21 protein-coding genes are annotated in these 20,992 nt (G+C 68.0%); 16 read left to right on the top strand and 5 right to left on the bottom strand.

The annotated features are described in order from the left end of the window. The first annotated feature begins 153 nt into the window (after positions 1–153). Positions 154–639: a lactoylglutathione lyase gene (gene gloA / locus P7644_RS10710; protein ID WP_404298972.1), complete on the top strand. Its 486-nt coding sequence runs from the start codon at positions 154–156 to the stop codon at positions 637–639. Here the strand turns inward: gloA and P7644_RS10705 are convergent. Continuing rightward, a complete protein-coding gene (locus P7644_RS10705) occupies positions 590–976 on the bottom strand; it encodes a hypothetical protein (RefSeq protein WP_404298970.1) in 387 nt (128 codons plus the stop codon). The two genes, gloA and P7644_RS10705, sit on opposite strands and share 50 nt — an antisense overlap. 241 nt (positions 977–1,217) lie before the next feature. On the opposite strand from P7644_RS10705, the gene trpB reads away from it, so the two are divergent. Next, a complete protein-coding gene (gene trpB / locus P7644_RS10700; protein WP_404298969.1) occupies positions 1,218–2,426 on the top strand; it encodes a tryptophan synthase subunit beta in 1,209 nt (402 codons plus the stop codon). Positions 2,427–2,452: 26 nt separating this feature from the next. Then, positions 2,453–2,791 (top strand): YggL family protein, encoded by a 339-nt coding sequence (locus tag P7644_RS10695; RefSeq protein ID WP_404298967.1) that lies wholly within the window; start codon positions 2,453–2,455, stop codon positions 2,789–2,791. A 132-nt stretch (positions 2,792–2,923) separates the two neighbouring features. Here P7644_RS10695 and garD read toward each other — a convergent pair whose 3' ends face one another. The 3 genes from garD to P7644_RS10680 are packed head-to-tail and all read right to left on the bottom strand — an operon-like array spanning position 2,924 to position 6,833. Beyond that, positions 2,924–4,486: a galactarate dehydratase gene (gene garD, locus P7644_RS10690; RefSeq protein ID WP_404298966.1), complete on the bottom strand. Its 1,563-nt coding sequence runs from the start codon at positions 4,484–4,486 to the stop codon at positions 2,924–2,926. A gap of 16 nt (positions 4,487–4,502) precedes the next feature. Further along, positions 4,503–5,507 (bottom strand): Bug family tripartite tricarboxylate transporter substrate binding protein, encoded by a 1,005-nt coding sequence (locus P7644_RS10685; protein WP_404298965.1) that lies wholly within the window; start codon positions 5,505–5,507, stop codon positions 4,503–4,505. A 30-nt stretch (positions 5,508–5,537) separates the two neighbouring features. Then, positions 5,538–6,833 (bottom strand): glucarate dehydratase family protein, encoded by a 1,296-nt coding sequence (locus P7644_RS10680; protein ID WP_404298963.1) that lies wholly within the window; start codon positions 6,831–6,833, stop codon positions 5,538–5,540. 103 nt (positions 6,834–6,936) lie between these two features. Here P7644_RS10680 and P7644_RS10675 point away from each other — a divergent pair, with 103 nt between their 5' ends. The 9 genes from P7644_RS10675 to P7644_RS10635 all read left to right on the top strand — a co-directional run bounded on the left by P7644_RS10675 (position 6,937) and on the right by P7644_RS10635 (position 16,342). After that, complete coding sequence (locus P7644_RS10675; RefSeq protein WP_404298961.1) at positions 6,937–7,743, top strand: FadR/GntR family transcriptional regulator; 807 nt, start codon at positions 6,937–6,939, stop codon at positions 7,741–7,743. A gap of 107 nt (positions 7,744–7,850) precedes the next feature. Next, positions 7,851–8,819, top strand: a complete 969-nt coding sequence (locus P7644_RS10670; RefSeq protein WP_404298959.1) for a Bug family tripartite tricarboxylate transporter substrate binding protein — start codon at positions 7,851–7,853, stop codon at positions 8,817–8,819. 84 nt (positions 8,820–8,903) lie between these two features. Beyond that, on the top strand, positions 8,904–9,815 hold the full coding sequence (kdgD, locus tag P7644_RS10665) for a 5-dehydro-4-deoxyglucarate dehydratase (RefSeq protein WP_404298957.1): 912 nt from the start codon (positions 8,904–8,906) through the stop codon (positions 9,813–9,815). A gap of 64 nt (positions 9,816–9,879) precedes the next feature. Further along, a complete protein-coding gene (locus P7644_RS10660) occupies positions 9,880–10,833 on the top strand; it encodes a Bug family tripartite tricarboxylate transporter substrate binding protein (protein ID WP_404298956.1) in 954 nt (317 codons plus the stop codon). Positions 10,834–10,896: 63 nt separating this feature from the next. Then, a complete protein-coding gene (locus P7644_RS10655; RefSeq protein ID WP_404298954.1) occupies positions 10,897–11,889 on the top strand; it encodes a 2-hydroxyacid dehydrogenase in 993 nt (330 codons plus the stop codon). Positions 11,890–11,924: 35 nt separating this feature from the next. Then, positions 11,925–13,262, top strand: a complete 1,338-nt coding sequence (locus P7644_RS10650) for an enolase C-terminal domain-like protein (RefSeq protein ID WP_404298952.1) — start codon at positions 11,925–11,927, stop codon at positions 13,260–13,262. 70 nt (positions 13,263–13,332) lie between these two features. Next, entirely contained in the window at positions 13,333–14,781 is a 1,449-nt protein-coding gene (locus P7644_RS10645; RefSeq protein ID WP_404298950.1) for an aldehyde dehydrogenase family protein, read from the top strand. Between the two features lie 56 nt (positions 14,782–14,837). Then, complete coding sequence (gene aat, locus P7644_RS10640) at positions 14,838–15,590, top strand: leucyl/phenylalanyl-tRNA--protein transferase (protein ID WP_404298948.1); 753 nt, start codon at positions 14,838–14,840, stop codon at positions 15,588–15,590. Beyond that, entirely contained in the window at positions 15,587–16,342 is a 756-nt protein-coding gene (locus tag P7644_RS10635; protein ID WP_404298946.1) for an arginyltransferase, read from the top strand. The genes aat and P7644_RS10635 overlap by 4 nt, the downstream gene beginning before the upstream one ends. Before the next feature lie 11 nt (positions 16,343–16,353). On the opposite strand, the gene P7644_RS10630 is transcribed toward P7644_RS10635, so the two are convergent. After that, positions 16,354–17,073, bottom strand: a complete 720-nt coding sequence (locus P7644_RS10630) for a pirin family protein (protein WP_404303178.1) — start codon at positions 17,071–17,073, stop codon at positions 16,354–16,356. A gap of 114 nt (positions 17,074–17,187) precedes the next feature. On the opposite strand from P7644_RS10630, the gene P7644_RS10625 reads away from it, so the two are divergent. The 4 genes from P7644_RS10625 (at position 17,188) to trmB (ending at position 20,985) form a co-directional block, all read left to right on the top strand. Next, a complete protein-coding gene (locus P7644_RS10625; RefSeq protein ID WP_404298944.1) occupies positions 17,188–18,126 on the top strand; it encodes a LysR family transcriptional regulator in 939 nt (312 codons plus the stop codon). A 71-nt stretch (positions 18,127–18,197) separates the two neighbouring features. Further along, positions 18,198–19,292, top strand: coding sequence for an NAD(P)/FAD-dependent oxidoreductase (locus tag P7644_RS10620; protein WP_404298942.1), 1,095 nt, complete (start codon positions 18,198–18,200; stop codon positions 19,290–19,292). Continuing rightward, the gene (gluQRS, locus tag P7644_RS10615) at positions 19,289–20,266 is read left to right on the top strand and encodes a tRNA glutamyl-Q(34) synthetase GluQRS (protein WP_404298939.1); all 978 of its coding nucleotides are present in this window, start codon (positions 19,289–19,291) and stop codon (positions 20,264–20,266) included. Before P7644_RS10620 ends, gluQRS begins: the two co-directional genes overlap by 4 nt. Then, positions 20,263–20,985 (top strand): tRNA (guanosine(46)-N7)-methyltransferase TrmB, encoded by a 723-nt coding sequence (trmB, locus tag P7644_RS10610; protein WP_404298937.1) that lies wholly within the window; start codon positions 20,263–20,265, stop codon positions 20,983–20,985. Before gluQRS ends, trmB begins: the two co-directional genes overlap by 4 nt. Positions 20,986–20,992 lie beyond the last annotated feature (7 nt).

The following is a 20,992-nucleotide window of genomic DNA, read 5'->3' as shown; positions in this document are numbered from 1 at the left end:
AACTATGAAATTTGCCAAGGGAGTGACACTTAGCGCCGCGAAAATGCAACAAAAAGTGTCATTTAATATACATCGTATGTTTTTCAGGACTATTCATTCATCTCTGTACGGTTGTCGCTCACGCCTGTTCGCTAAGCCGCCACAATGTCGGGCATGAGACTTCTGCACACCATGCTGCGCGTTGGCAATCTCCAGCGCTCCATTGACTTCTACACCCAGGTGCTGGGCATGCAGTTGCTGCGCACCTCCGAGAACCCCGAGTACAAATACTCGCTGGCCTTTCTGGGCTTTGAGGGCGGCAACCCGGGTCAGGCCGAGATCGAGCTGACCTACAACTGGGGCGTGGAAAGCTACGAGATGGGCACGGCCTACGGCCACATCGCCCTGGGGGTCCCAGATGCGTATGCGGCCTGCAAGAAGATCAAGGAGGCCGGTGGCGCAGTGACGCGCGAGGCAGGGCCGGTCATGGGGGGCACTACGGTCATTGCCTTCGTGACCGACCCCGATGGCTACAAGATCGAGCTGATCGAGCGCAAGGACGATGCCGGCACGGGTACGGGCTTGCCTGATAAACAGGTGCAAGGAGCACCTACGCCATGGCCTCCCATTGCGGCAAGCAGTCCCGTGCCAGCGCAGTGACCCAGCCGGGCTCATCCGGCACAAAGGCGATGCCGTAGCGGGGGCTGACCAGAAAGCCCGCGCGCTCGAAGGATGCGCCGTCGTGGGTGCGCACAAACGCGGCCAGGTGGCCTAATGGAATCACCAAAGTATCCAGGTGCAGCACCCGGGCACGAGTGGTGACCTCCTCCAGCCGGCCGCTATCCTGAAAGCGATACACCACGCGGCAGTAATCCAGCGCCGTCAGGCCCACGTTGTTGCGTTCCTCGCTCAGCGGCTGGCCGTGGGCGCGGATGATGTCGGCGCGCGTGGCGGTGAATGGCACGCCGTCTACGCGCTTGTAGGGCTCCAGATGCATGGGTGGATTCTGCTGCGCGGCTCCGTGGCACGGCAACCCCCCTGCCCTGCGGCTGAAAGCCCGCATGGGCAGCCTCGCCGCTGGCATATCATGCCGGGTCGCATGGCTACCAGCGTTTTCCAGCATCCGGGCGGCAGGGCCTGCATGCCGGCTTCTTTCTTTTGATAAAAACAGCAGATAGCGCTTATGCAGCAAGCGTGAGTAGCTATTATTTTCAGCAACCACCCGCATCATCACATCCATGAGCACCTTGCCCGCCTTCGCACCCATGCCGGACGCCGCCGGTTTCTTTGGCCCCTACGGCGGCCAGTTGGTGCCGCCGCACCTCAAGCAGGCCATGGACGACATCAACCTGGCCTATGCCGAGATCACCAAGCGGCAGGATTTTCAGGATGAACTGGCCCAGTTGTTTGCCGACTACGTGGGTCGGCCCAGCCCGATCTTTCATGCGCGGCGCCTGTCGCAGCAGTTGGGCGGCGCGCAGATCCACCTCAAGCGCGAGGACCTGAACCACACCGGCGCGCACAAGATCAACCACTGCCTGGGCGAGGCGCTGCTGGCCAAGTTCATGGGCAAGAAGAAGGTGATTGCCGAAACCGGCGCCGGCCAGCATGGCGTGGCCCTGGCCACGGCCTGCGCGCTGGTGGGCATCCCCTGCGAGATCCACATGGGCCAGGTGGACATCGAGAAGGAACACCCCAACGTCACCAAGATGCGCATTCTGGGCTGCAAGCTTGTCGCCGTGACGCGCGGCGCGGCCACGCTGAAGGAGGCCGTGGACAGCGCCTTCGAGGAATACCTGAACAATCCCACGGATTACCTCTACGCCATCGGCTCGGTGGTGGGCCCCCACCCCTTCCCGATGATGGTGCGCGACTTCCAGAGCATCATCGGCCGCGAGGCGCGCGAGCAGTTCCAGGCCAAACACGGCCGCCTGCCCGACTACGTGACGGCCTGCGTGGGCGGCGGCAGCAACGCCATGGGCATCTTCACGGCCTTCCTGGAGGATGCCGGCGTGAAGCTGGTGGGCGTGGAGCCCTCGGGCGAAGGCACCGACAAGCCCGGCCGCCATGCGGCCACGCTCACCATGGGCAAGCCCGGCGAGATCCACGGCATGAAGTGCTACGTGCTGGAGGACGCCCCCGGCGTGCCCGCCGCCGTGCACAGCATTGCCTCGGGCCTGGACTATCCCGGCGTGGGGCCGCAGCACAGCTACCTGAAGGACATAGGCCGCGTGCAGTACGAAGCCGTGACCGACAAGGAATGCCTGGATGCGTTCATGCAGCTGTCGCGCGTGGAGGGCATCATCCCGGCGCTGGAGAGCGCCCACGCCGTGGCCTGGGCCATGCGCGTGGCGCCCGGCCTGCCCAAGGACTGCCACATCCTGGTGAACCTGTCGGGCCGCGGCGACAAGGATGCGGACTATGTCGCCAAGGTGCTGGGCCTTTGATTTTTTTCATTCAGGAGTTTTTAAACATGGCACTTCCACCCAACAAGCACCGCAGCCGCCGCCAGCGCAAGAAAATGCGCGTGGGCGAATTCCAGGAGTTCGGCTTCGAATACGAACTCAAGGTCAAGCAAGAGCTGACTCCCGAGCAGGAAGAGGCGCTGATGGACCGCTTCGTGCGCGAGCTGCTCGTGCCGCGCAACCTGGCTGCCGCCGGCTGGGTGCGCGAGGGTTTCGTCACGGCCTTCGAGCGCGGCTCCGCCACCGAGCAGGATCGCCAGGCCACGCAGGCCTGGCTGGCCGCCCAGCCCGAGGTGGCCGAGGCCACGCTGAGCGACCTGAAGGACGCGTGGTACGTGGAGGACTGAAACTGCGCATTTCAAGTCTTTTTCCGGTCTGGCACGCTCCCATAAAGCGCGGATAGCTCTCAATTTAAAAGCAGGAAGCCGCCACACCCTTGCGGGGTGGCGGCTTCCTGCCATGGAGCTTTTCTCTGCCCTTCAGGTCACCGGCGCCGGGTTGAACAGCACCAGCGCGTTGTGCAGCTTCCAGTGCTCGGCCCAGGTCTTCCTGCGGCCACTGGCCACGTCGAGCATCAGGCGGAACAGCTCCCAGCCCACGTCCTCGATGCTGGCCTGGCCGTCGGCGATGCGGCCGGCGTTCACATCCATCAGGTCGTGCCAGCGCCGCGCCAGGTCGCTGCGCGTGGCCACCTTGATGACCGGGCACGCGGCTAGGCCGTAGGGCGTGCCGCGCCCGGTGGTGAAGACATGCAGGTTCATGCCGGCCGCCAGCTGCAGCGTGCCGCAGATGAAATCCGACGCCGGCGTGGCCGCATAGACCAGGCCCTTTTGCGCCAGCTTGGCTCCGGGCGCCAGCACGCCGCTGATCGGCGCCGTGCCCGACTTGACGATGGAGCCCATGGCCTTCTCGACGATGTTCGACAACCCGCCCTGCTTGTTGCCTGGCGTGGTGTTGGCACTGCGGTCCACGCGGCCGCGCGCCAGGTAGGCGTCGTACCAGGCCATCTGGTCGATCAGGGCCTGCGCCACCTCGGGCGTGGCGGCGCGCGCGGTGAGCTGGTCGATGCCGTCGCGCACCTCGGTCACCTCGCTGAACATCACGGTGGCGCCGGCGCGCACCAGCAAATCGGTGCAAAAGCCCACGGCCGGGTTGGCCGTCACGCCGCTGAAGGCGTCGCTGCCGCCGCACTGCACGCCCACCACCAGCTCGCTGGCAGGCACCGTCTCGCGCCGGCGCGCGTTCAGGCGCTCCAGGTGCTCCTCGGCCTGGCGCAGGATGGACTCGACCATGGACATGAAACCGACATGCGCCTCGTCCTGCAGGCACACCACGTCCAGCGGCGCCTGCTGCAAAGTGCGCTGGTCCACCAGAGGAATGCTGCCGGGCGGCAGCAGGCGCTCGGGCTGCAGCTTCTCGCAGCCCAGGCTGACTACCATCACCTCGCCGCCAAAGTTTGGGTTGAGGCTGATGTTGCGCAGCGTACGGATCGGCACCGCAGCATCCGGCGCGTCGATGGCGACGCCGCAGCCGTAGCCGTGCTCCAGCGCCACCACGTCGTCCACGTGGGGGTACCTGGGCAGCAGCTCGGCCTTGATGCGCTGCACGGCAAAGGCCGTCACCCCGGCCACGCACTGCACCGTCTGCGTGATGGCCAGGATGTTGCGCGTGCCCACGGATCCGTCGGCGTTGCGGTAGCCCTCAAAGGTGTAGCCTTCGAGCGGCTCCATCGCGGGCGGCTTGACGGTGGCCATGGGCAGGCCGTCCAGCGCGCGCGCCTCGGGCATGTGCAGCAGGCGCTCATGCACCCAGCTGCCGGCCGCTATGGACTGGATCGCGTAGCCTATGGCCACGTTGTAGCGGCGCACCGCGCCGCCCTCGGGAATGTCCACCAGCGCCACCTTGTGCGCCTGGGGCACCTTGTCCAGCAGCACCAAGCCGCCAGGCAGCACGGTGCCGGCGGGCAGGCCGCCATCGTTGGCCACGATGGCGACGTTGTCGGCCGCGTGCATGGCAATGCAGAGGGGAGCTGGTGTGCTCATCGCGGTGCGGTCTCCATCAATCGGCCTTGATGCCCGCGGCCTTGATCACCTGCGCCCACTTGGCCACCTCAGCCTTCTGGAAGGCCCCCAATTCGGCCGGCGTCATGGTGGACGGCACCATGCCGAAGGCTTTGAGGCGCGCCTGGACTTCCGGGGTGGCGACGATCTTCATGATCTCCGCGTGCAGCCGGTCCACAATGGGCTTGGGTGTGCCCGCGGGTGCGAACACCGCCTGCCAGGAACCCATGTCGAAGCCTTTTTCGCCGGCCTCGGCGATGGTGGGCACGTCGGGCAGCGACTCCACGCGCTTGGAGCTGGTCACGGCGATGGGCCGCAGCTTGCCGGACTGGATGTGCGGGCCAACGACCAACGCGGTGTCGAACATCATGTCCACCTGGCCGCCGATCACGTCCTGCACGGCCGGGCCACTGCCCTTGTAGGGCACATGCGTGAACTTCACGCCCGTCTGGTACGCGAGCAGCTCCAGTGCCATGTGGTTGGAGGTGCCGCTACCGGGCGAGGCCGAAGACAGGCCGCCCGCCGCGGCCTTGGCCTTGCTGGCGGCGAGCACGTCCGAGAGCGTCTTGTAGGGGCTGGCGGCCGGCACTACCAGCACCAGCGGGCCGGAGCCCAGCATGGCGACCGGCGTGAAGGACTTGACGGGGTCGTAATCCAGCTTGGCGTACAGGCTCACGTTGATGGCATGCGAGCTGATGGTGCCGCCAAGGATGGTGTAGCCGTCGGCCGGCGCGCGCGCGGCGATGGCCGAGCCCACGCCGCCACCGGCGCCGCCCTTGTTGTCGATGACCACGGGCGTGCCCAGCGCCTGGCCCAGCGGCTGGGCGATCACGCGCGCCAGAGTGTCGGTATTGCCGCCGGGCGGAAACGGCACCAGGTAGGTGATGGCCTTGCCCGCGGGCCAGTTGCCCTGCGCCGCTGCGGGCAGGGTGGCAAAGGCGCTGCCCAGCAGCAGGGCGCTGGCGGCGGCGAGAGAGCTTTTGATCAAGGTGCGGCGTTGCATGGAGGTGTCTCCTGGTGGAATGGAAGGGGCTCAGAAACGTGGCTGTCTGCCGGTAAAAGTGGGGTCGTACTTGCGCATCTGCCCGAGGTCATCGCGGTTGCGGATGCCGCAGCCCAGGTAGTTGTCGTGCAGGCGGGCCAGCGCCGCGCGGTCCAGTGTGACGCCCAGGCCCGGCGTGGTTGGCACGCGCAGGCTGCCCTGCTCGAACTGCAGGCGGCCACCCTCGACGACCTCCTCGTCCTGCCAGGGGTAGTGCGTGTCGCAGGCATAGGTCAGCTGCGGCACGCTGGCGCACAGGTGCGCCATTGCCACCAGACTGATGCCCAGGTGGGAATTGCTGTGCATCGACAGGCCCAGGTCGAAGGTCTGGCACAGCGTGGACAGCCGCTGCGTGGCGCGCAGCCCGCCCCAGTAGTGGTGGTCGCTGAGCACGATCTTCACCGGGCAGCCCATGTCGGCGTTGCGGCGGAACTCGGCAAAGTCGGTGACAACCATGTTGGTGGCCAGCGGTACGTCACACTCGCGCGCCACGGCGGCCATGCCCTCCAGGCCCGGGGCCGGGTCTTCGTAGTATTCGAGCACGCCGTGCAGCTGCTGCACGATCTTCAGACTGGTCTGCACCGTCCAGTTGCCGTTGGGGTCGATGCGCAGCGGCATGCCCGGAAAGGCCTCGGCCAGCGCCAGGATGCCGGCCGCCTCCTGCTCGGGCGGCAGGGTGCCGGCCTTGAGCTTGATGCTCTGGAAGCCGTACTGCGCGATCATGCGCCGCGCTTGCGCCACCAGCTGCGCGGGCGTGAGCGCCTCGCCCCAGGCATCGGGCGCGTAAGGTCTGTCGATATGCTCCGCGTACTTGTAGAACAGGTAGGCCGAAAAGGGCACGCTGGCGCGCGCCGCGCCGCCCAGCAGGTCCACCACCGGGGCCCGTGCTAGCTGGCCCTGCAGGTCCAGCATGGCCACCTCGAACGCGCTGGTGACCTTGGCCACCGTCTTGGACACATGGGTGCCCGGCGCCAAGGACACCTGCTGGCCCAGAAACTCCGAGGCCGTCAGCTTCGGCGGTGCGACCAGGGCCGCCACGCGGCTCTCCATCTCGTTGAGCGCCCAGGGAGACAGGCCGGCGAGGGCCGGCGCGGCCTTGGCCAACGCGTCCAGCATGGGCTGGTCGCCATAGCTTTCGTTGATGCCCACCAGGCCCGAGGCCGTTTCGATCTCGATGATGGAGCGCAGCGCCCAGGGCTCGTGGATGCCTGCCGCGTTGAGCAGCGGCGGGTCGCGGAAGGCAATGGGCGTGATGCGGATGTGACGGATCGCGTGGGAGGTATTCATCTTCGTGCCAGCGGTGTGGAGCATCTGGCCCAGTGCATTGAGGAACTTTGGCTCGTTAAGACATATGTTGTCTGATGACGTGCAACGAATTATGATCACATGCATGAATACCCCACACACGGGATTACCCGAATCCCCCTCTTCCGCGGCCTTGTCCTCCTCTTCGCTGCGCGGCAAGTCCGGCCGTGGCGGGGGGCGCAGTCTGGCGAAGCTGCTGTTCGAGGAGTTCGAGGGCAAGATCCGCCAGGGCCTGCTGCGCGAAGGCGACAAGCTGCCCACGGAATCGGAACTGGTGCAGGGCTATGACGTCAGCCGCACCGTGGTGCGCGAGGCATTGTCCAAGCTCCAGGCCGCCGGCCTGGCGGAGACGCGCCATGGCATAGGCACCTTTGTGCTGCAGCCGCGCACTGGCGGTATGTTCTTGCTGGACCCGTCGGAGCTAGCCGCATCGGTGGACGTGCTGGCGGTGCTGGAGCTGCGCATCAGCCTGGAGACCGAGTCCGCAGGCCTGGCCGCGCAGCGCCGCACCGAGGTGCAGCTACAGGCCATGCGCGCCGCGCTCGATGACTTTGCGCACTGCACCGAGCAGGGCCAAGACACGGTGGCGCACGACTTCCGCTTTCACCTGCAGATCGCGCAGGCCACGGGCAACCGCTATTTCGCGGACATCATGAACCATCTGGGCACTACGCTGATCCCGCGCACCCGCGTGGGCACGGCGCGCAGCACCGCGCCCAACGACGGCTACCTGCAGCGCGTGAACCGTGAGCACGAGGAAATCTACACGGCCATCGCGCGCAAGGATGCGGAGTCCGCCCGCGCCGCCATGCGCGTGCACCTCACCAACAGCCGCGAACGCCTGCGCCTGGCGCAGGAGGCTGCGGCTGCGGCCTCGGCCCACCCCGTCTGACAGGCCGGCTGCGGATAGTTCATCCGCGGCATGAAAAAGTGATTGCCTTGTCATAATTCATGTTGTACGATGACATATAACAAAACATCCGCACTCGGAGACATCGCATGACCTTGACCCGCCGTCTTGCTCTAGCCTGTGCCGCGCTCGCCTGCAGCGCCACCCTGGCCCACGCCGCCGACCCATGGCCCAGCCGCCCGCTGAAGATCGTCGTGCCCTACCCGCCCGGCGGTAGCTCGGACATCATTGCGCGCTCCATCAGCCAGCAGCTGTCGGCATCACTCAAACAGCCGGTCATCGTGGAGAACAAACCCGGCGCCAACGGCAACCTGGGCGCCGACTTCGTGGCCAAGTCCGCACCCGACGGCTACACCCTGCTGCTGTGCGACCTGGGCGCGCTGGCCATCAGTCCCTCTGTCTATACCAGGCTTCCCTTCAACCCCTCCAAGGACCTGCGCGGCGCGGCCATGCTGGCCTATTCGCCCCACCTGCTGGTGGTGCATCCCTCGGTCAAGGCCAACAACCTGAAGGAGCTGGTGGAACTGTCCAAGACCAGTGACCTGAACTTCGCCGTCACCGCCACGGGCAGCGCGCCGCACCTGGCCGGCGTGGAGCTGGCGCGGGCCACGGGCGCCAAGTGGGTCTACGTGCCCTACAAGGGCGGCGTGCAGTCGGTGCAGGACACGGTCGCCGGCCAGACCCAGGTGCTGATGAACGGCATGCTGGCCACCTACCCCCATGTGCAGAGCGGCAAGCTCAAGCTGCTGGGCGTGTCCAAGCGCGAGCGCATGCCGCTGATCGGCGCCTCGCCCACCATCGCCGAGCAGGGCGCATCCGGCTTCGAGACCGGCTCCTGGCAGGGCGTGATGCTGCCCGCGGGCACGCCGCCGGCCATCGTCCGGCGCCTGGGCGAAACGCTGGTGGCCGCCATCCGCAACCCCGAGGTGCGCGCGCGCCTCACGGGCCAGGGCGCCGAGGTGGTGACCATGTCGCCCGCCGAGGTGGACGGCTTCTTCGCCGCCGAGCGCGACCGCTGGGCCAAGGTCGTGCAGCAGGAAAAGCTGCAGCTTGACTGACCGCCCGACCCACACATTCACCACACATCCACTTCACCCATCGCTCCCAACCCGCCGCGCCGCGGCTCCGAAAGAAAGACTGACATGACTCCCCAAGACCTCAAGAACGTGATGAGCTCCGGCTTGCTGTCGTTTCCCATCACCGACTTCGATGCCAACGGCGACTTCGATGCCAAGAGCTATGCCGCACGCCTGGAATGGCTGGCCCCGTTTGGTGCCAGCGCCCTGTTTGCCGCCGGCGGCACGGGGGAATACTTCTCGCTCACGGCCAGCGAGTACCCCGGCATCATCCAGACGGCCGTGAACACCTGCCGCGGCAAGGTGCCCATCATTGCCGGCGCCGGCGGCCCCACGCGCTTTGCCATCGAATGCGCCCAGGCGGCCGAGAAGGCCGGCGCGCACGGCATCCTGCTCATGCCGCACTACATGACCGAAGCCAGCCAGGAAGGCCTGGCCGCGCATGTGGAGGCCGTGTGCAGGAGCGTGGACTTCGGCGTGATCATCTACAACCGCGGCATGAGTCGCTTCACGCCCGAGACCGTGGCGCGCCTGTGCGAGCGCAACCCCAACCTGGTGGGCTTCAAGGACGGCGTGGGCGACATCGAGGCCATGTCCGCCATGTACCTGACCATGGGCGACCGCCTGGCCTACCTGGGCGGCCTGCCCACGGCCGAGGTCTATGCCGCAGCCTACAAGGCGCTGGGCACGCCCGTGTACTCCTCGGCCGTCTTCAACTTCATCCCCAGGACGGCGATGCGCTTCTACCAGGCCGTGAAGAACGACGACCAGGCCACCCAGCACCGGCTGCTCAAGGACTTCTTCATGCCCTACCTGGAGATCCGCAACCGCAGCGCGGGCTATGCCGTGAGCATCATCAAGGCCGGCGCCAGGATCGTCGGCCACCCCGCCGGCCCGGTGCGCCCGCCGCTGGCCGACCTGAAGGCCGACGAGGTCGAGATGCTGGCCGAGCTGATCCGCAAGGTGGAACCCGTCTGATACCCAGGCCCCGCCCACCGCTGGCGGGGCCGCCCATGCATACAAGAAACCAAGGAGCAAAACCGTGAAGAAAGTCCTCATGGCCCTCGCGGCCAGCGTGGCCCTGTCTGCCGCAGCCGCCTGGCCGGACAAGAGCGTGAACATCATCGTGCCCTTCCCGCCCGGCGGCTCCACCGACACCATCGCCCGCGCCATGGCGCAGCACATGGGCGAGAAGCTGGGCCAGCCCTTCGTGGTGGACAACCGCCCCGGCGCCACCGGCACCATTGGCGCCACCGCGGTCAAGCGCGCCGCGCCCGACGGCTACACGCTGCTGGTGGCCTCGCTCGGCCCCTTCGTGATCGCGCCGCATCTGGTGAAGAACATACCGTACGACGCCGTCAAGGACTTCGACTACATCTCCCTGCCCGTACAGGCGCCCAACGTGCTCGTGGCCTCGCCCGCGCAGAAGGCGCGCACCTTGGCCGAGGTGGTGGCCGCGCTCAAGGCCCAGCCGGGCAAGATCAGCTTCGCCAGCTCGGGCAACGGCTCGTCGGACCATCTGTCGGCCGAGCTGTTCTGGCAGCAAAGCGGCACCTCGGGCGTGCATGTGCCCTACAAGGGTGGCGCGCCGGCCATCAACGACCTGCTCGGCGGCCAGGTGGACTTCTCGTTCCAGAACGTGAACGCCGTGCTGCAGCACATCCGCGCCGGCAAGCTGCATGCGATCGCCGTCACCGGCGACAGGCGCTCGCCCGTGCTGCCCGACGTGCCCACGCTGGCCGAGGCCGGCGTGAAGGGAGCCGAAGTCTATTCCTGGCAGGGCATGGCCGCCCCCAAGGGCCTCTCCGCCGAGGTGAAGAAGAAGCTGGCCGACGCCGCCATCCAGGCCATCAGCGAACCAGTCCTGAAGAAGCGCCTGGCGGACCAGGGCATGGAGATCGTGGCCAACACGCCCGAGGAATTCGCGGCCTTCCAGGCGCGCGAGTACACGCGCTGGAAGACGCTGATCGAAGCCCGAAAAATCACGGCGGACTGATCCTCCTCGCCCCGGGGCCGGCACAAGCCGATTGCGCGCGCCGGTCCCCTTCATACGCACCCCATGACGCAACGCCCTCCCCGCCTCCTCCAGTACGGCAGGATGCCCCTGTCCGCGCTCGACCGTGAACTCGCCGCGCAATTCGACGTCGCCGTGCTCAGCGAGCAGGCCGATCCCGACCGCTTTCTCGCCGAGCAAGGCACGCATTTCGAGTACCTGGTGACCTCGGCCGCCATGGGCCTGCCCGCGCGCGTGGTCGATGCCCTGCCCCACCTGCGCTTCGTCAGCAGCTTCGGCGTAGGCTTCGACGCGCTGGACAAAGAATCGCTGCTGCGCCGCGGCGCGCGCGTGGGCTACACGCCCGGCGTGCTCGACGACTGCGTGGCCGACATGGCCTTCGCCCTGCTGCTCGACGCAGCGCGCGGCCTGTCGGCCGCCGACCGCTTCGTGCGCCGCGGCGACTGGAGCCGTCAGCGCTTTGGCATACAGACGCGCGCCAGCGGCAAGCGCCTGGGCATCTTCGGCATGGGCCGCATCGGCAGCGCCGTGGCGCGGCGCGCGGCTGGCTTCGGCATGCAGGTGGCCTACCACAATCGCCACCCGGTCGAGGGCTCGCCGCACCAGTACCTGCCCTCGCTGCTGGAGCTGGCGCGCTGGGCCGACTTCCTGCTCATCACCGCCGCCGGCGGCGACGCCACGCGCCACCTGGTCAACGCCGAGGTGCTGGACACGCTGGGCCCGCAGGGTTTCCTGGTCAACGTGGCGCGCGGCAGCGTGGTCGACGAGGCCGCCCTGGCGGCCGCGCTGCAGGACGGCCGCATCGCCGGCGCGGGCCTGGACGTGTTCGAGGACGAGCCCCATCCCCTGCCCGCGCTGCTGGCGCTGGACAACGTGGTGCTCAGCCCGCACATCGCCAGCGGCACGCACGAGACGCGGCACGCCATGGCCGACCTGGTGCTGCAGAACCTTGCGCAATGCATCGCCACCGGCCGCCCCGTGGCCGAGGTGCCCTGGTCCGCCGCTGCGGCCACGGCCCGGCAGGCGCAGACCGCCTGACACTCTTTCCACCCCGCCTTTTGTTTGCACTAGCCATGTCCCAGACACCGACCATCACCGACATCGAAGTCATCCCCGTCGCCGGCCGCGACGGCATGCTGATGAACCTGAGTGGCGCACACGCGCCCTATTTCACGCGCAACGTGGTGCTGATCCACGACAGCGCCGGCCGCACCGGCGTGGGCGAGGTACCGGGCGGCGAGGGCATCCGCCAGGCGCTGGAGGACAGCAGGGGCGTGCTCATCGGCCAGTCCATAGGCCGACACCTGCAACTGCTGCAGCAACTGCAAAAGGCCCTGGAGGGCCGCGACACGGGCGGGCGCGGCCTGCAGACCTTCGACCTGCGCATCGCCGTGCATGCCGTCACGGCCATCGAATCCTGCCTGCTGGACCTGCTGGGCCAGCACCTGGGCGTGCCCGTGGCTGCGCTGCTCGGCGAGGGCCAGCAGCGCGAGCGGGTGGAGATGCTGGGCTACCTGTTCTTCGTCGGCCCGAGCGGCAGGACCGGCCTGCCCTACATCAAGCCCGGCGAGGACCAGAGCGGCAGCGACGATTGGACCCAGGTGCGCCACATGGAGGCCATGACGCCCGCATCAGTAGTGCGCCAGGCCGAGGCCGCCCATGCGCGCTACGGCTTCAACGACTTCAAGCTCAAGGGCGGCGTGCTGGCCGGCGAGCAGGAGGTCGAGGCCGTCACCGCCCTGGCCCGGCGCTTTCCCCAGGCCCGCGTGACGCTGGACCCCAACGGCGGCTGGCTCTTGAAGGACGCCATCCGCCTGATGCGCGACATGCGCGGCGTGCTGGCCTATGCCGAGGACCCCTGCGGCGCCGAGGGCGGCTTCTCGGGCCGCGAGGTCATGGCCGAGTTCCGCCGTGCCACCGGCCTGCCCACGGCCACCAACATGATCGCCACCGACTGGCGCCAGATGGTGCACGCGCTGGCGCTGCAGTCGGTGGACATTCCGCTGGCCGACCCGCATTTCTGGACCATGTCCGGCTCGGTGCGCGTGGGCCAGACCTGCCGCGACTGGGGCCTGACCTGGGGCTCGCACTCCAACAACCACTTCGACATCTCGCTGGCCATGTTCACCCACGTGGCCGCCGCCGTGCCGGGCAAGGTCACGGCCATCGACACGCACTGGATCTGGCAGGACGGCCAGTACCTGACGCAGCAACCCCTGCAGATCAAGGGCGGCTTCGTCGAAGTGCCGAAGACCCCGGGTCTGGGCGTGACCGTGGACCGCGAGGCCCTCAAGCACGCGAACGCCCTGTACCTGGAGCACGGCCTGGGTGCGCGCGACGACGCCATGGCCATGCAGTACCTGATCCCGGGCTGGAAGTTCGACAACAAGCGCCCCTGCATGGTGCGCTGATCATCCTATTTTTTGATAGCTGCCAGCGCCCACCCACCGGGCGTTGGCGGCCAAAAACCCTTAAAAAACCATGACCCAGTACCACAACCTCATCAACGGCCAATGGACCCCCGGCGCGTCCTGCGCCCCCAACACCAACCCCAGCGACCTGTCCGACGTGATCGGCGAATACGCCCAGGGCGATGCCGCCGACGTGCAGGCCGCCGTGGCCGCCGCCACCGCCGCCTTCCCGGTCTGGAGCACCTCGGGCATCCAGGCGCGCCACGACGCGCTGGACAGGATCGGCAACGAGATCCTGGCGCGCAAGGAGGAGCTCGGCGACCTGCTGGCGCGCGAGGAGGGCAAGACCCGGCCCGAGGCCATCGGCGAGGTCGCCCGCGCGGGCCAGATCTTCAAGTTCTTCGCCGGCGAATGCCTGCGCTTGGGCGGAGAGGCCCTGCCCTCCGTGCGCCCCGGCATTGGCGTGGAGATCACGCGCGAGCCCATCGGCGTGGTCGGCCTGATCACGCCCTGGAACTTCCCCATCGCCATTCCGGCCTGGAAGATCGCCCCGGCCCTGGCCTTTGGCAACTGCGTGGTGCTGAAGCCCGCCGACCTGGTGCCCGCCAGCGCCTGGGCGCTGGCCGAGATCATCCACAAGAGCGGCATCCCGGCCGGGGTGTTCAACCTGGTGATGGGGCCCGGGCGCGTGATCGGCGAGGCGCTGGTGAACCACCCCGGCGTGGCGGCCATCAGCTTCACCGGCTCGGTGGGCGTGGGCCGCGGCATTGCCGAGGCCTGCGTGAAGTCCGGCAAGAAGGTGCAGCTGGAGATGGGCGGCAAGAACCCGCAGGTGGTGCTGGACGATGCCGATTTGCCGCAGGCGGTAGAGCTGTCGGCGCAAAGCGGCTTCTACTCCACGGGCCAGCGCTGCACGGCGTCGAGCCGCCTGATCGTCACCGACAGGATCTACCCGGCCTTCATAGCGGCGCTGCAGGAGCGCATGGCCCGCATCAAGGTGGGCGACGCACGCACCGCCGGCACCGACATGGGCCCGGTGGTCAGCCAGGCGCAGCTGGAGCAGGATCTCTGCTACGTGGAGATCGCCAAGGCCGAGGGCGCCCAATTGGCCGCGGGCGGCAGCCGCGTGGCCTGCCACACCGGCAGCGGCAAGGCGGGCTTCTTCATGGCGCCCACGCTGTTCGTGGACAGCACCCCCGCGATGCGCATCAACCGCGAGGAGGTGTTCGGCCCCGTGGCCAGCGTGATCCGCGTGAAGGACTACGAGGAGGCGCTTCACGTCGCCAACGACACGCCGTTCGGCCTGTCGGCCGGCATCGCCACCACGAGTCTCAAGCTCGCCACGCATTTCAAGCGCCACAGCCAGGCCGGCATGGTGATGGTCAACCTGCCCACGGCGGGCGTGGACTACCACGTGCCGTTCGGCGGGCGCAAGGGCAGCAGCTACGGGCCGCGCGAGCAGGGGCGCTATGCGCAGGAGTTCTACACCACGGTGAAAACGGCCTATACGCTGGCCTGATTGACTGCATGGATCCGGGAGACAATGCTGGCACTGGCCGGCTTTCTTCTCCTCGCGTGTCCTCTTCCCTGCCCTGGATCCAATCACCCGACGGTTTTCCGCACCCCAGCCGCAGCTGGGACGCAGCCTCCCCGGCCCCCGGGCTGCTGGCGGCCGGCGGCGAGCTGAGTGTTTCCTACCTGCTCGCGGCCTACCGGCAGGGCATCTTCCCCTGGTTCAGCGCCGGCCAGCCCATCCTGTGGTGGAGCCCCGACCCGCGCATGGTGCTGCCCGTGGCCGAATTCCGCCTGCACCGCTCGCTGCGCCGCGTGCTGCAGCGCTTTCGCGCCACGCCGGGCTGCGAGCTGCGCATCGACAGCGACTTTTCCGCCGTGATCCACGCCTGCGCGCAGACGCCGCGCGCCGGCCAGGACGGCACCTGGATCGTGCCAGCCATGGTCGCGGCCTATGAGGCGCTGCACGCCGCAGGCCACGCCCACAGCGTGGAGACCTGGGTGGATGGCCGGCTCGTCGGCGGGCTGTATTGCGTGGCGCTGGGGCGCGCGGTGTTCGGCGAGTCGATGTTCGCGCATGCCACCGACGCCTCGAAGATCGCGCTCGCGGCGCTCATCTGCCTGTGCCGGCGCGAGGGCGTGCAGCTCATCGACTGCCAGCAGAACACCGGCCACCTGGCGTCGCTGGGCGCGCGCGAGGTGGAGCGCGCCCAGTTCCTGCGCCATGTCGATGATGCACGCTTGCAACCGGCCTGCAACTGGCACTTCGAATCCGTATACTGGGATGAACTTCTATCCGTGACGCCGGCTGTGTGACCCAGCTCAACGATCTTCCGCTACAAAGCCTGCAGTTCTATGCCACGGCGCCCTACCCGTGCAGCTATTTGCCGGACCGGCAGGCGCGCTCGCAGGTGGCCACGCCCAGCCACCTGATCCAGAACGCCGTGTATTCGGACCTGGTGGCACGCGGTTTCAGGCGCAGCGGCATGTTCACCTACCGCCCGCACTGCGAGGGCTGCCGGGCCTGCACCCCGCTGCGCGTGCTGGTCGAGCCGTTTCGCCCCGACCGCAGCCAGCGCCGCGCCTGGAAGCGCCACGCCGGCCTGCAGGCACGCGTGCTGCGCCTGTGCTATGTCCCTGAGCATTACCAGCTGTACCTGCGCTACCAGTCCGCGCGCCACGCCGGTGGCGGCATGGACCAGGACAGCATCGACCAGTACACGCAGTTCCTGCTGCAAAGCCGGGTCAATTCACGCCTGGTGGAGTTTCGCGAGCCCGGCGCGGACGGCCAGCCGGGCGTGCTCAAGATGGTGTCCATCCTCGATGTGCTGGAGGACGGCATCTCCGCCGTCTATACCTTCTACGAGCCCGAGCCCGCTGCCAGCTATGGCACCTACAACGTGCTGTGGCAGTTGCAGCAGGCGCACGCCCTGGGGCTGCCCCATGTCTACCTGGGCTACTGGATAGAGCAAAGCCCGAAGATGAGTTACAAGGCGCGCTTCATGCCGCATGAGCTCCTCATCAACGGACAGTGGAATAAGGCAAAAACGCACGCCCATAAAGCGTAAGAAGCTATTATTTAAATAGTAAAATAAGCTTGCGGTGCCAGGTCGAATACCAGCACCTCGGCATTCTTCCCCTCCTCCAGCCGGATCTGCTCCTCCCCCTGCAGCATTGCCGCGTCGCCCGCGCACAGCGGCCTGCCGTTGACCTGCAGCGCGCCGCGCACCAGGTGCACATAGGCCTTGCGTGCCGGGTCCATGGCCAGCGCGGCGGACTCCGCGTCGTCGAACAAGCCCGCGTACAGCGATGCGTCGGCATGGATGCGCACCACGCCCGCCCCGCCCTGGGGCGAGGCCACCAGCCGCAGCGCGCCGCGCTTGTCGTCCTCGGGCACGGTGATTTGCTCGTAGCTGGGCACCATGCCGCGCACGTTGGGCTCTATCCAGATCTGCAGGAAATGCGTAACCTGGCCCTGGGCGTGGTTGAACTCGCTGTGCATCACGCCCGAGCCGGCGCTCATGCGCTGCACGTCGCCCGGCGGTATGACCTTAACGTTGCCCAGGCTGTCCTGGTGCGCCAGCTCTCCCGAGAGCACGTAGCTGATGATCTCCATGTCGCGATGCCCATGCGTGCCAAAGCCCGTGCCGGGGGCGATGCGGTCTTCGTTGATGACGCGCAGGTTGCCCCAGCCCATGTGGCGCGGGTCGTAGTAACCGGCAAACGAAAAGCTGTGAAAGGAATGGAGCCAGCCGTGGTCGGCATGGCCACGGTCTTGGGATTTGCGCAGGGTCAGCATGGGGTCTTCCGGAACGTGCATGGCATGACTGCCAATGTAGGCCGGCACCAGTGTTTGCGGGGACTGGAGGCTTGAAGGCATCATTCAAGAGTATTGAACTGCTGAAAACAGACCATGCAAAACATCCGCAATGTACTGACGCCGGACAACCTCAGCCTGCTGCAAAGCATTGCCGAGACGGGCAGCTTTGCCGCCGCCGCGCGCCAGCTGGGCCTGGTGCCCAGCGCCCTGACCTACCGCGTGCGCCAGATCGAGGATGCGCTCGACGTGCTGCTGTTTGACCGTAGCGCGCGCCAGGCCCGCCCCACCGATGCCGGCCTGGAGCTGCTGCGCGAGGGCCGGCGCCTGCTGGAGGACGTGGACGCCGTCGCCAACCGCGTGCGCCGCGTGGCCACGGGCTGGGAGCCCCAGCTCACCCTGTCGGTCGATGGCGTGATCTCGCCCACCACCATGCTGGAGCTGGTGGAGGCCTTCTATGCGCTTGGGCCGCCGACGCGGCTCAAGTGGAGCGACGGCATCCTGAGCGGCACGGCCGAGGCGCTGGCCCTGGGCCATGCCGATCTGGCCATAGGCGTGACCGAGGTTGTCGCCAACGTGGCGGGCCTGCAGTCCGCGCCGCTGGGCAAGCTGAACTTCATTTTCGTGGTGGCGCCGCACCACCCGCTGGCAAAGCTGCCCGAGCCCCTCAGCGACAGCGTGCTGCGCGGGCACCGCCAGATTGCCGTGGCCGACTCGGCGCGGCGCGGCAACGTCACCATGGGCATTCTGCCGGGGCAGGACGTCTTCACCGTGGACAACATGCGCGCCAAGATCCATGCCCAGCTGCGCGGCCTGGGCGCCGGCTTTCTGCCCGAGCCCATGGTGCGCCCCTATGTCGAGGCGGGCCATCTGGTGGTGCGCAAAGTGGCGCGCCCCACACGCAATGTGTCCATGTCCTACCAATGGGGCGGGCCCGCAGCCTCGGCGCCTGGGCGAGCCCTGCAATGGTGGCTGTCGCAGCTGCAAAGCCAGGCCACGCGCCGTGCCCTGCTCGAAAATCACCACCATTTCTAATCCGCAGCGGCCGCGGCGCGTGTAGAGTCATTGATGTTTCACGTCAGCCTCCACCTCCACGAAAGCCTGCCATGACAGCACCCCGTACCCGCTCCAGCCATCGGTTGAAACCCAAAGCGCCCAGTGGTCCGGCACGCCGCTTTGCCGTGATCGGTGCCGGCATGGCCGGCATCGCCTGCGCACGCACGCTGGCGCAGGCGGGCCATGCCGTCACCGTGTTTGAAAAAGCGCCTCACGCCGGCGGGCGCACGGCAGCCATGGCATCGCCCTTTGGCAGTTTTGATACCGGCGCGCAGTACTTCACCGTGCGCGATGAGCGCTTTCAGCGCGCGCTCGATACCGTGCCCGGCCTGTGCCGCCCCTGGAGTGCCACCACCATCCGCGTGCTGGACGCCGCCGGCCGCGTGGCCGCAGCCACGCGCACACCTGGCGAGGCGCACTGGGTGGCCGCCCCCACCATGGACGCGCTGGTGCACGCCTGGGCCGAGCCGCTGGTACGCGATGGCATGCTGCACACGCACACCACCGTCACGCGCCTGGAGCGCGATCCCATGCACCCCACGGTATGGCAGCTGCACTGCGAGACGCTGGGCGGCGACACCCACTTGCACACCGGCTTCGACGCCGTGGTGCTGGCCCAGCCGGCGCCGCTCAGCCAGGCGCTGCTGCAGCAGTCCGACCTGGCCGCGCCCTGGGGCCAGGCGCTGGACGCGGTGGACATCGCCCCCTGCTGGACGCTGATGCTGGCCTTTGCCCATGCCGTGCGCCCGGGCCTGACCACGCTGGGCCCGCAATGGAACGCCGCGCGCAGCACACACCACCGCATCGCCTGGCTGGCGCGCGAATCGAGCAAGCCCGGGCGCAAGCAGATCGAGCGCTGGACGGTGCAGGCCAGCCCCGCCTGGTCGCTGGAACACCTGGACGACGATGGCGCGCGCGTGCAGGCCAAGCTCATCAAGGCCTTTGCCGAGGTCACCGGCATACACGCCACGCCCACCCATGCAGAATTGCGCCGCTGGCGCTACGCCCAGACGCAAAAGCCGCTGGGCCAGAGTTTTCTGTGGGACAGCGCCACGGGCCTGGGCGCCTGCGGCGACTGGTGCCTGGGCCACCGGCTGGAGGACGCCTTTGTCTCTGGCCTGGAGCTGGCCCTGGCCGCAGCATGAGCGCGGGCCACGCCGGTCCCTACATCGGTCGTTTTGCCCCCTCGCCCACCGGCCCGCTGCACGCGGGCTCGCTCGTCGCCGCCCTCGCCAGCTGGCTGGACGCGCGCGCGGTCCATGATGGGCGCGGCGGGCGCTGGCTGGTGCGCATCGAGGACGTGGACCTGCCGCGCTGCGTCCCCGGCGCGGCCGAGCGCATCCTGGCCCAGCTCGCGGCCTGCGGCCTGCTGCCGGACGCGCCACCGCTGTACCAATCCAGCCGCGGCGCGCGCTACCAGCAGGTGCTGGACCAGCTGCTCGCCGGGCGGCTGGCCTACCCCTGCGCCTGCACCCGGCGCGACATCGCGGCGGCCCTTGCCGCCCAGGGCCTGGCGCATGAACGCCATGTGGAGCGACCCTACCCCGGCACCTGCCGCCAGGGCCTGCAGGGCCGTGCACCGCGCGCCTGGCGCTTCCATGCCACACAATATCAGGCAAAAATGCCTCTAGCGCTTTCCAGTAAAGCGCAAGAAGCTCCTATTTCAATAGCAATCACTGGTGTCCACTGGACCGACAGGCGCCTGGGCCCGCAGTTCCAGGACGTGGCCCGGCAGGTAGGCGACTTCGTGCTGCGCCGCGCCGATGGCCTGTGGGCCTATCAGCTGGCCGTGGTGGTGGACGATGCCGACCAGGGCGTGACCCATGTGGTGCGCGGCGAGGACCTGGCGGACAACACCCCGCGCCAGATCCTGCTGCAGTCGGCCCTGGGACTGCCCACGCCGCACTACCTGCACACGTCGCTGGTGCGCGCGGCGGATGGCGAAAAGCTCTCCAAGCAGCACGGCGCCCCCCCCATCGACCACGGCCGACCGCTGCAGGCGCTAGCCAAGGCCGCCCAGGCGCTGGGCCTGCCAGCGCCAGAGGACGGCAGCACTGTCGCCCAGGCGCTGGCACTGTGGGTCGGCGCCTGGGCACGAATCTACAATCCAGCCCTGTGACTGAAACGCTTTCCCCACAGAATCCCCCTGCCGGCGCCCCTGCCGACGTCGCCCACCCCAAGGGCATCAAGAGCTATGTGCGCCGCGCCGGCCGCACCACCACCGGCCAGGCCAAGGCCCTGGAAGACCTGGGGCCGCGCTATGTGCTCGACTATGCCCCGGCCCCACTTGACGCAGCCGCCGCCTTCGGCCGCACCGCGCCCCTGATCCTGGAGATCGGCTTTGGCATGGGCGAGGCCACGGCGCATATCGCCGGCGTGCGCCCGGGCGACAACTTCCTGTGCTGCGAGGTGCATGAGCCCGGCGTGGGCGCGCTGCTCAAGCGCATCGGCGAACAGGGCCTGTCGAACATCCGCATCCTGCAGCACGACGCCGTGGAGGTGCTGGAGCACATGCTGGCGCCGGACAGCCTGGACGGAGTGCACATCTTCTTTCCCGACCCCTGGCACAAGAAGCGCCACAACAAGCGCCGCCTGATCCAGCCGCCGCTGGTAGCCAAGCTGGCCAGCCGGCTCAAGCCCGGCGGCTACATCCACTGCGCCACCGACTGGCAGCCCTATGCCGAGCAGATGCTGCAGGTGCTGTCGGCCGAGCCGCTGCTGGCCAACACCGCCCAGGGCTATGCCCCCCAGCCCGAGTACCGTCCCCTGACCAAGTTCGAGAACCGCGGCATGCGCCTGGGCCATGGCGTGTGGGACCTGGTGTTCACACGCCGCTGACGCCCCG

Origin of the sequence: Alicycliphilus denitrificans (genome assembly GCF_044792555.1) — a bacterium.
Taxonomy (GTDB): domain Bacteria; phylum Pseudomonadota; class Gammaproteobacteria; order Burkholderiales; family Burkholderiaceae_C; genus Alicycliphilus; species Alicycliphilus denitrificans_A.
Note: the sequence above shows the minus strand (reverse complement) of the source record. Positions and strands in the feature narration are given on the sequence as shown.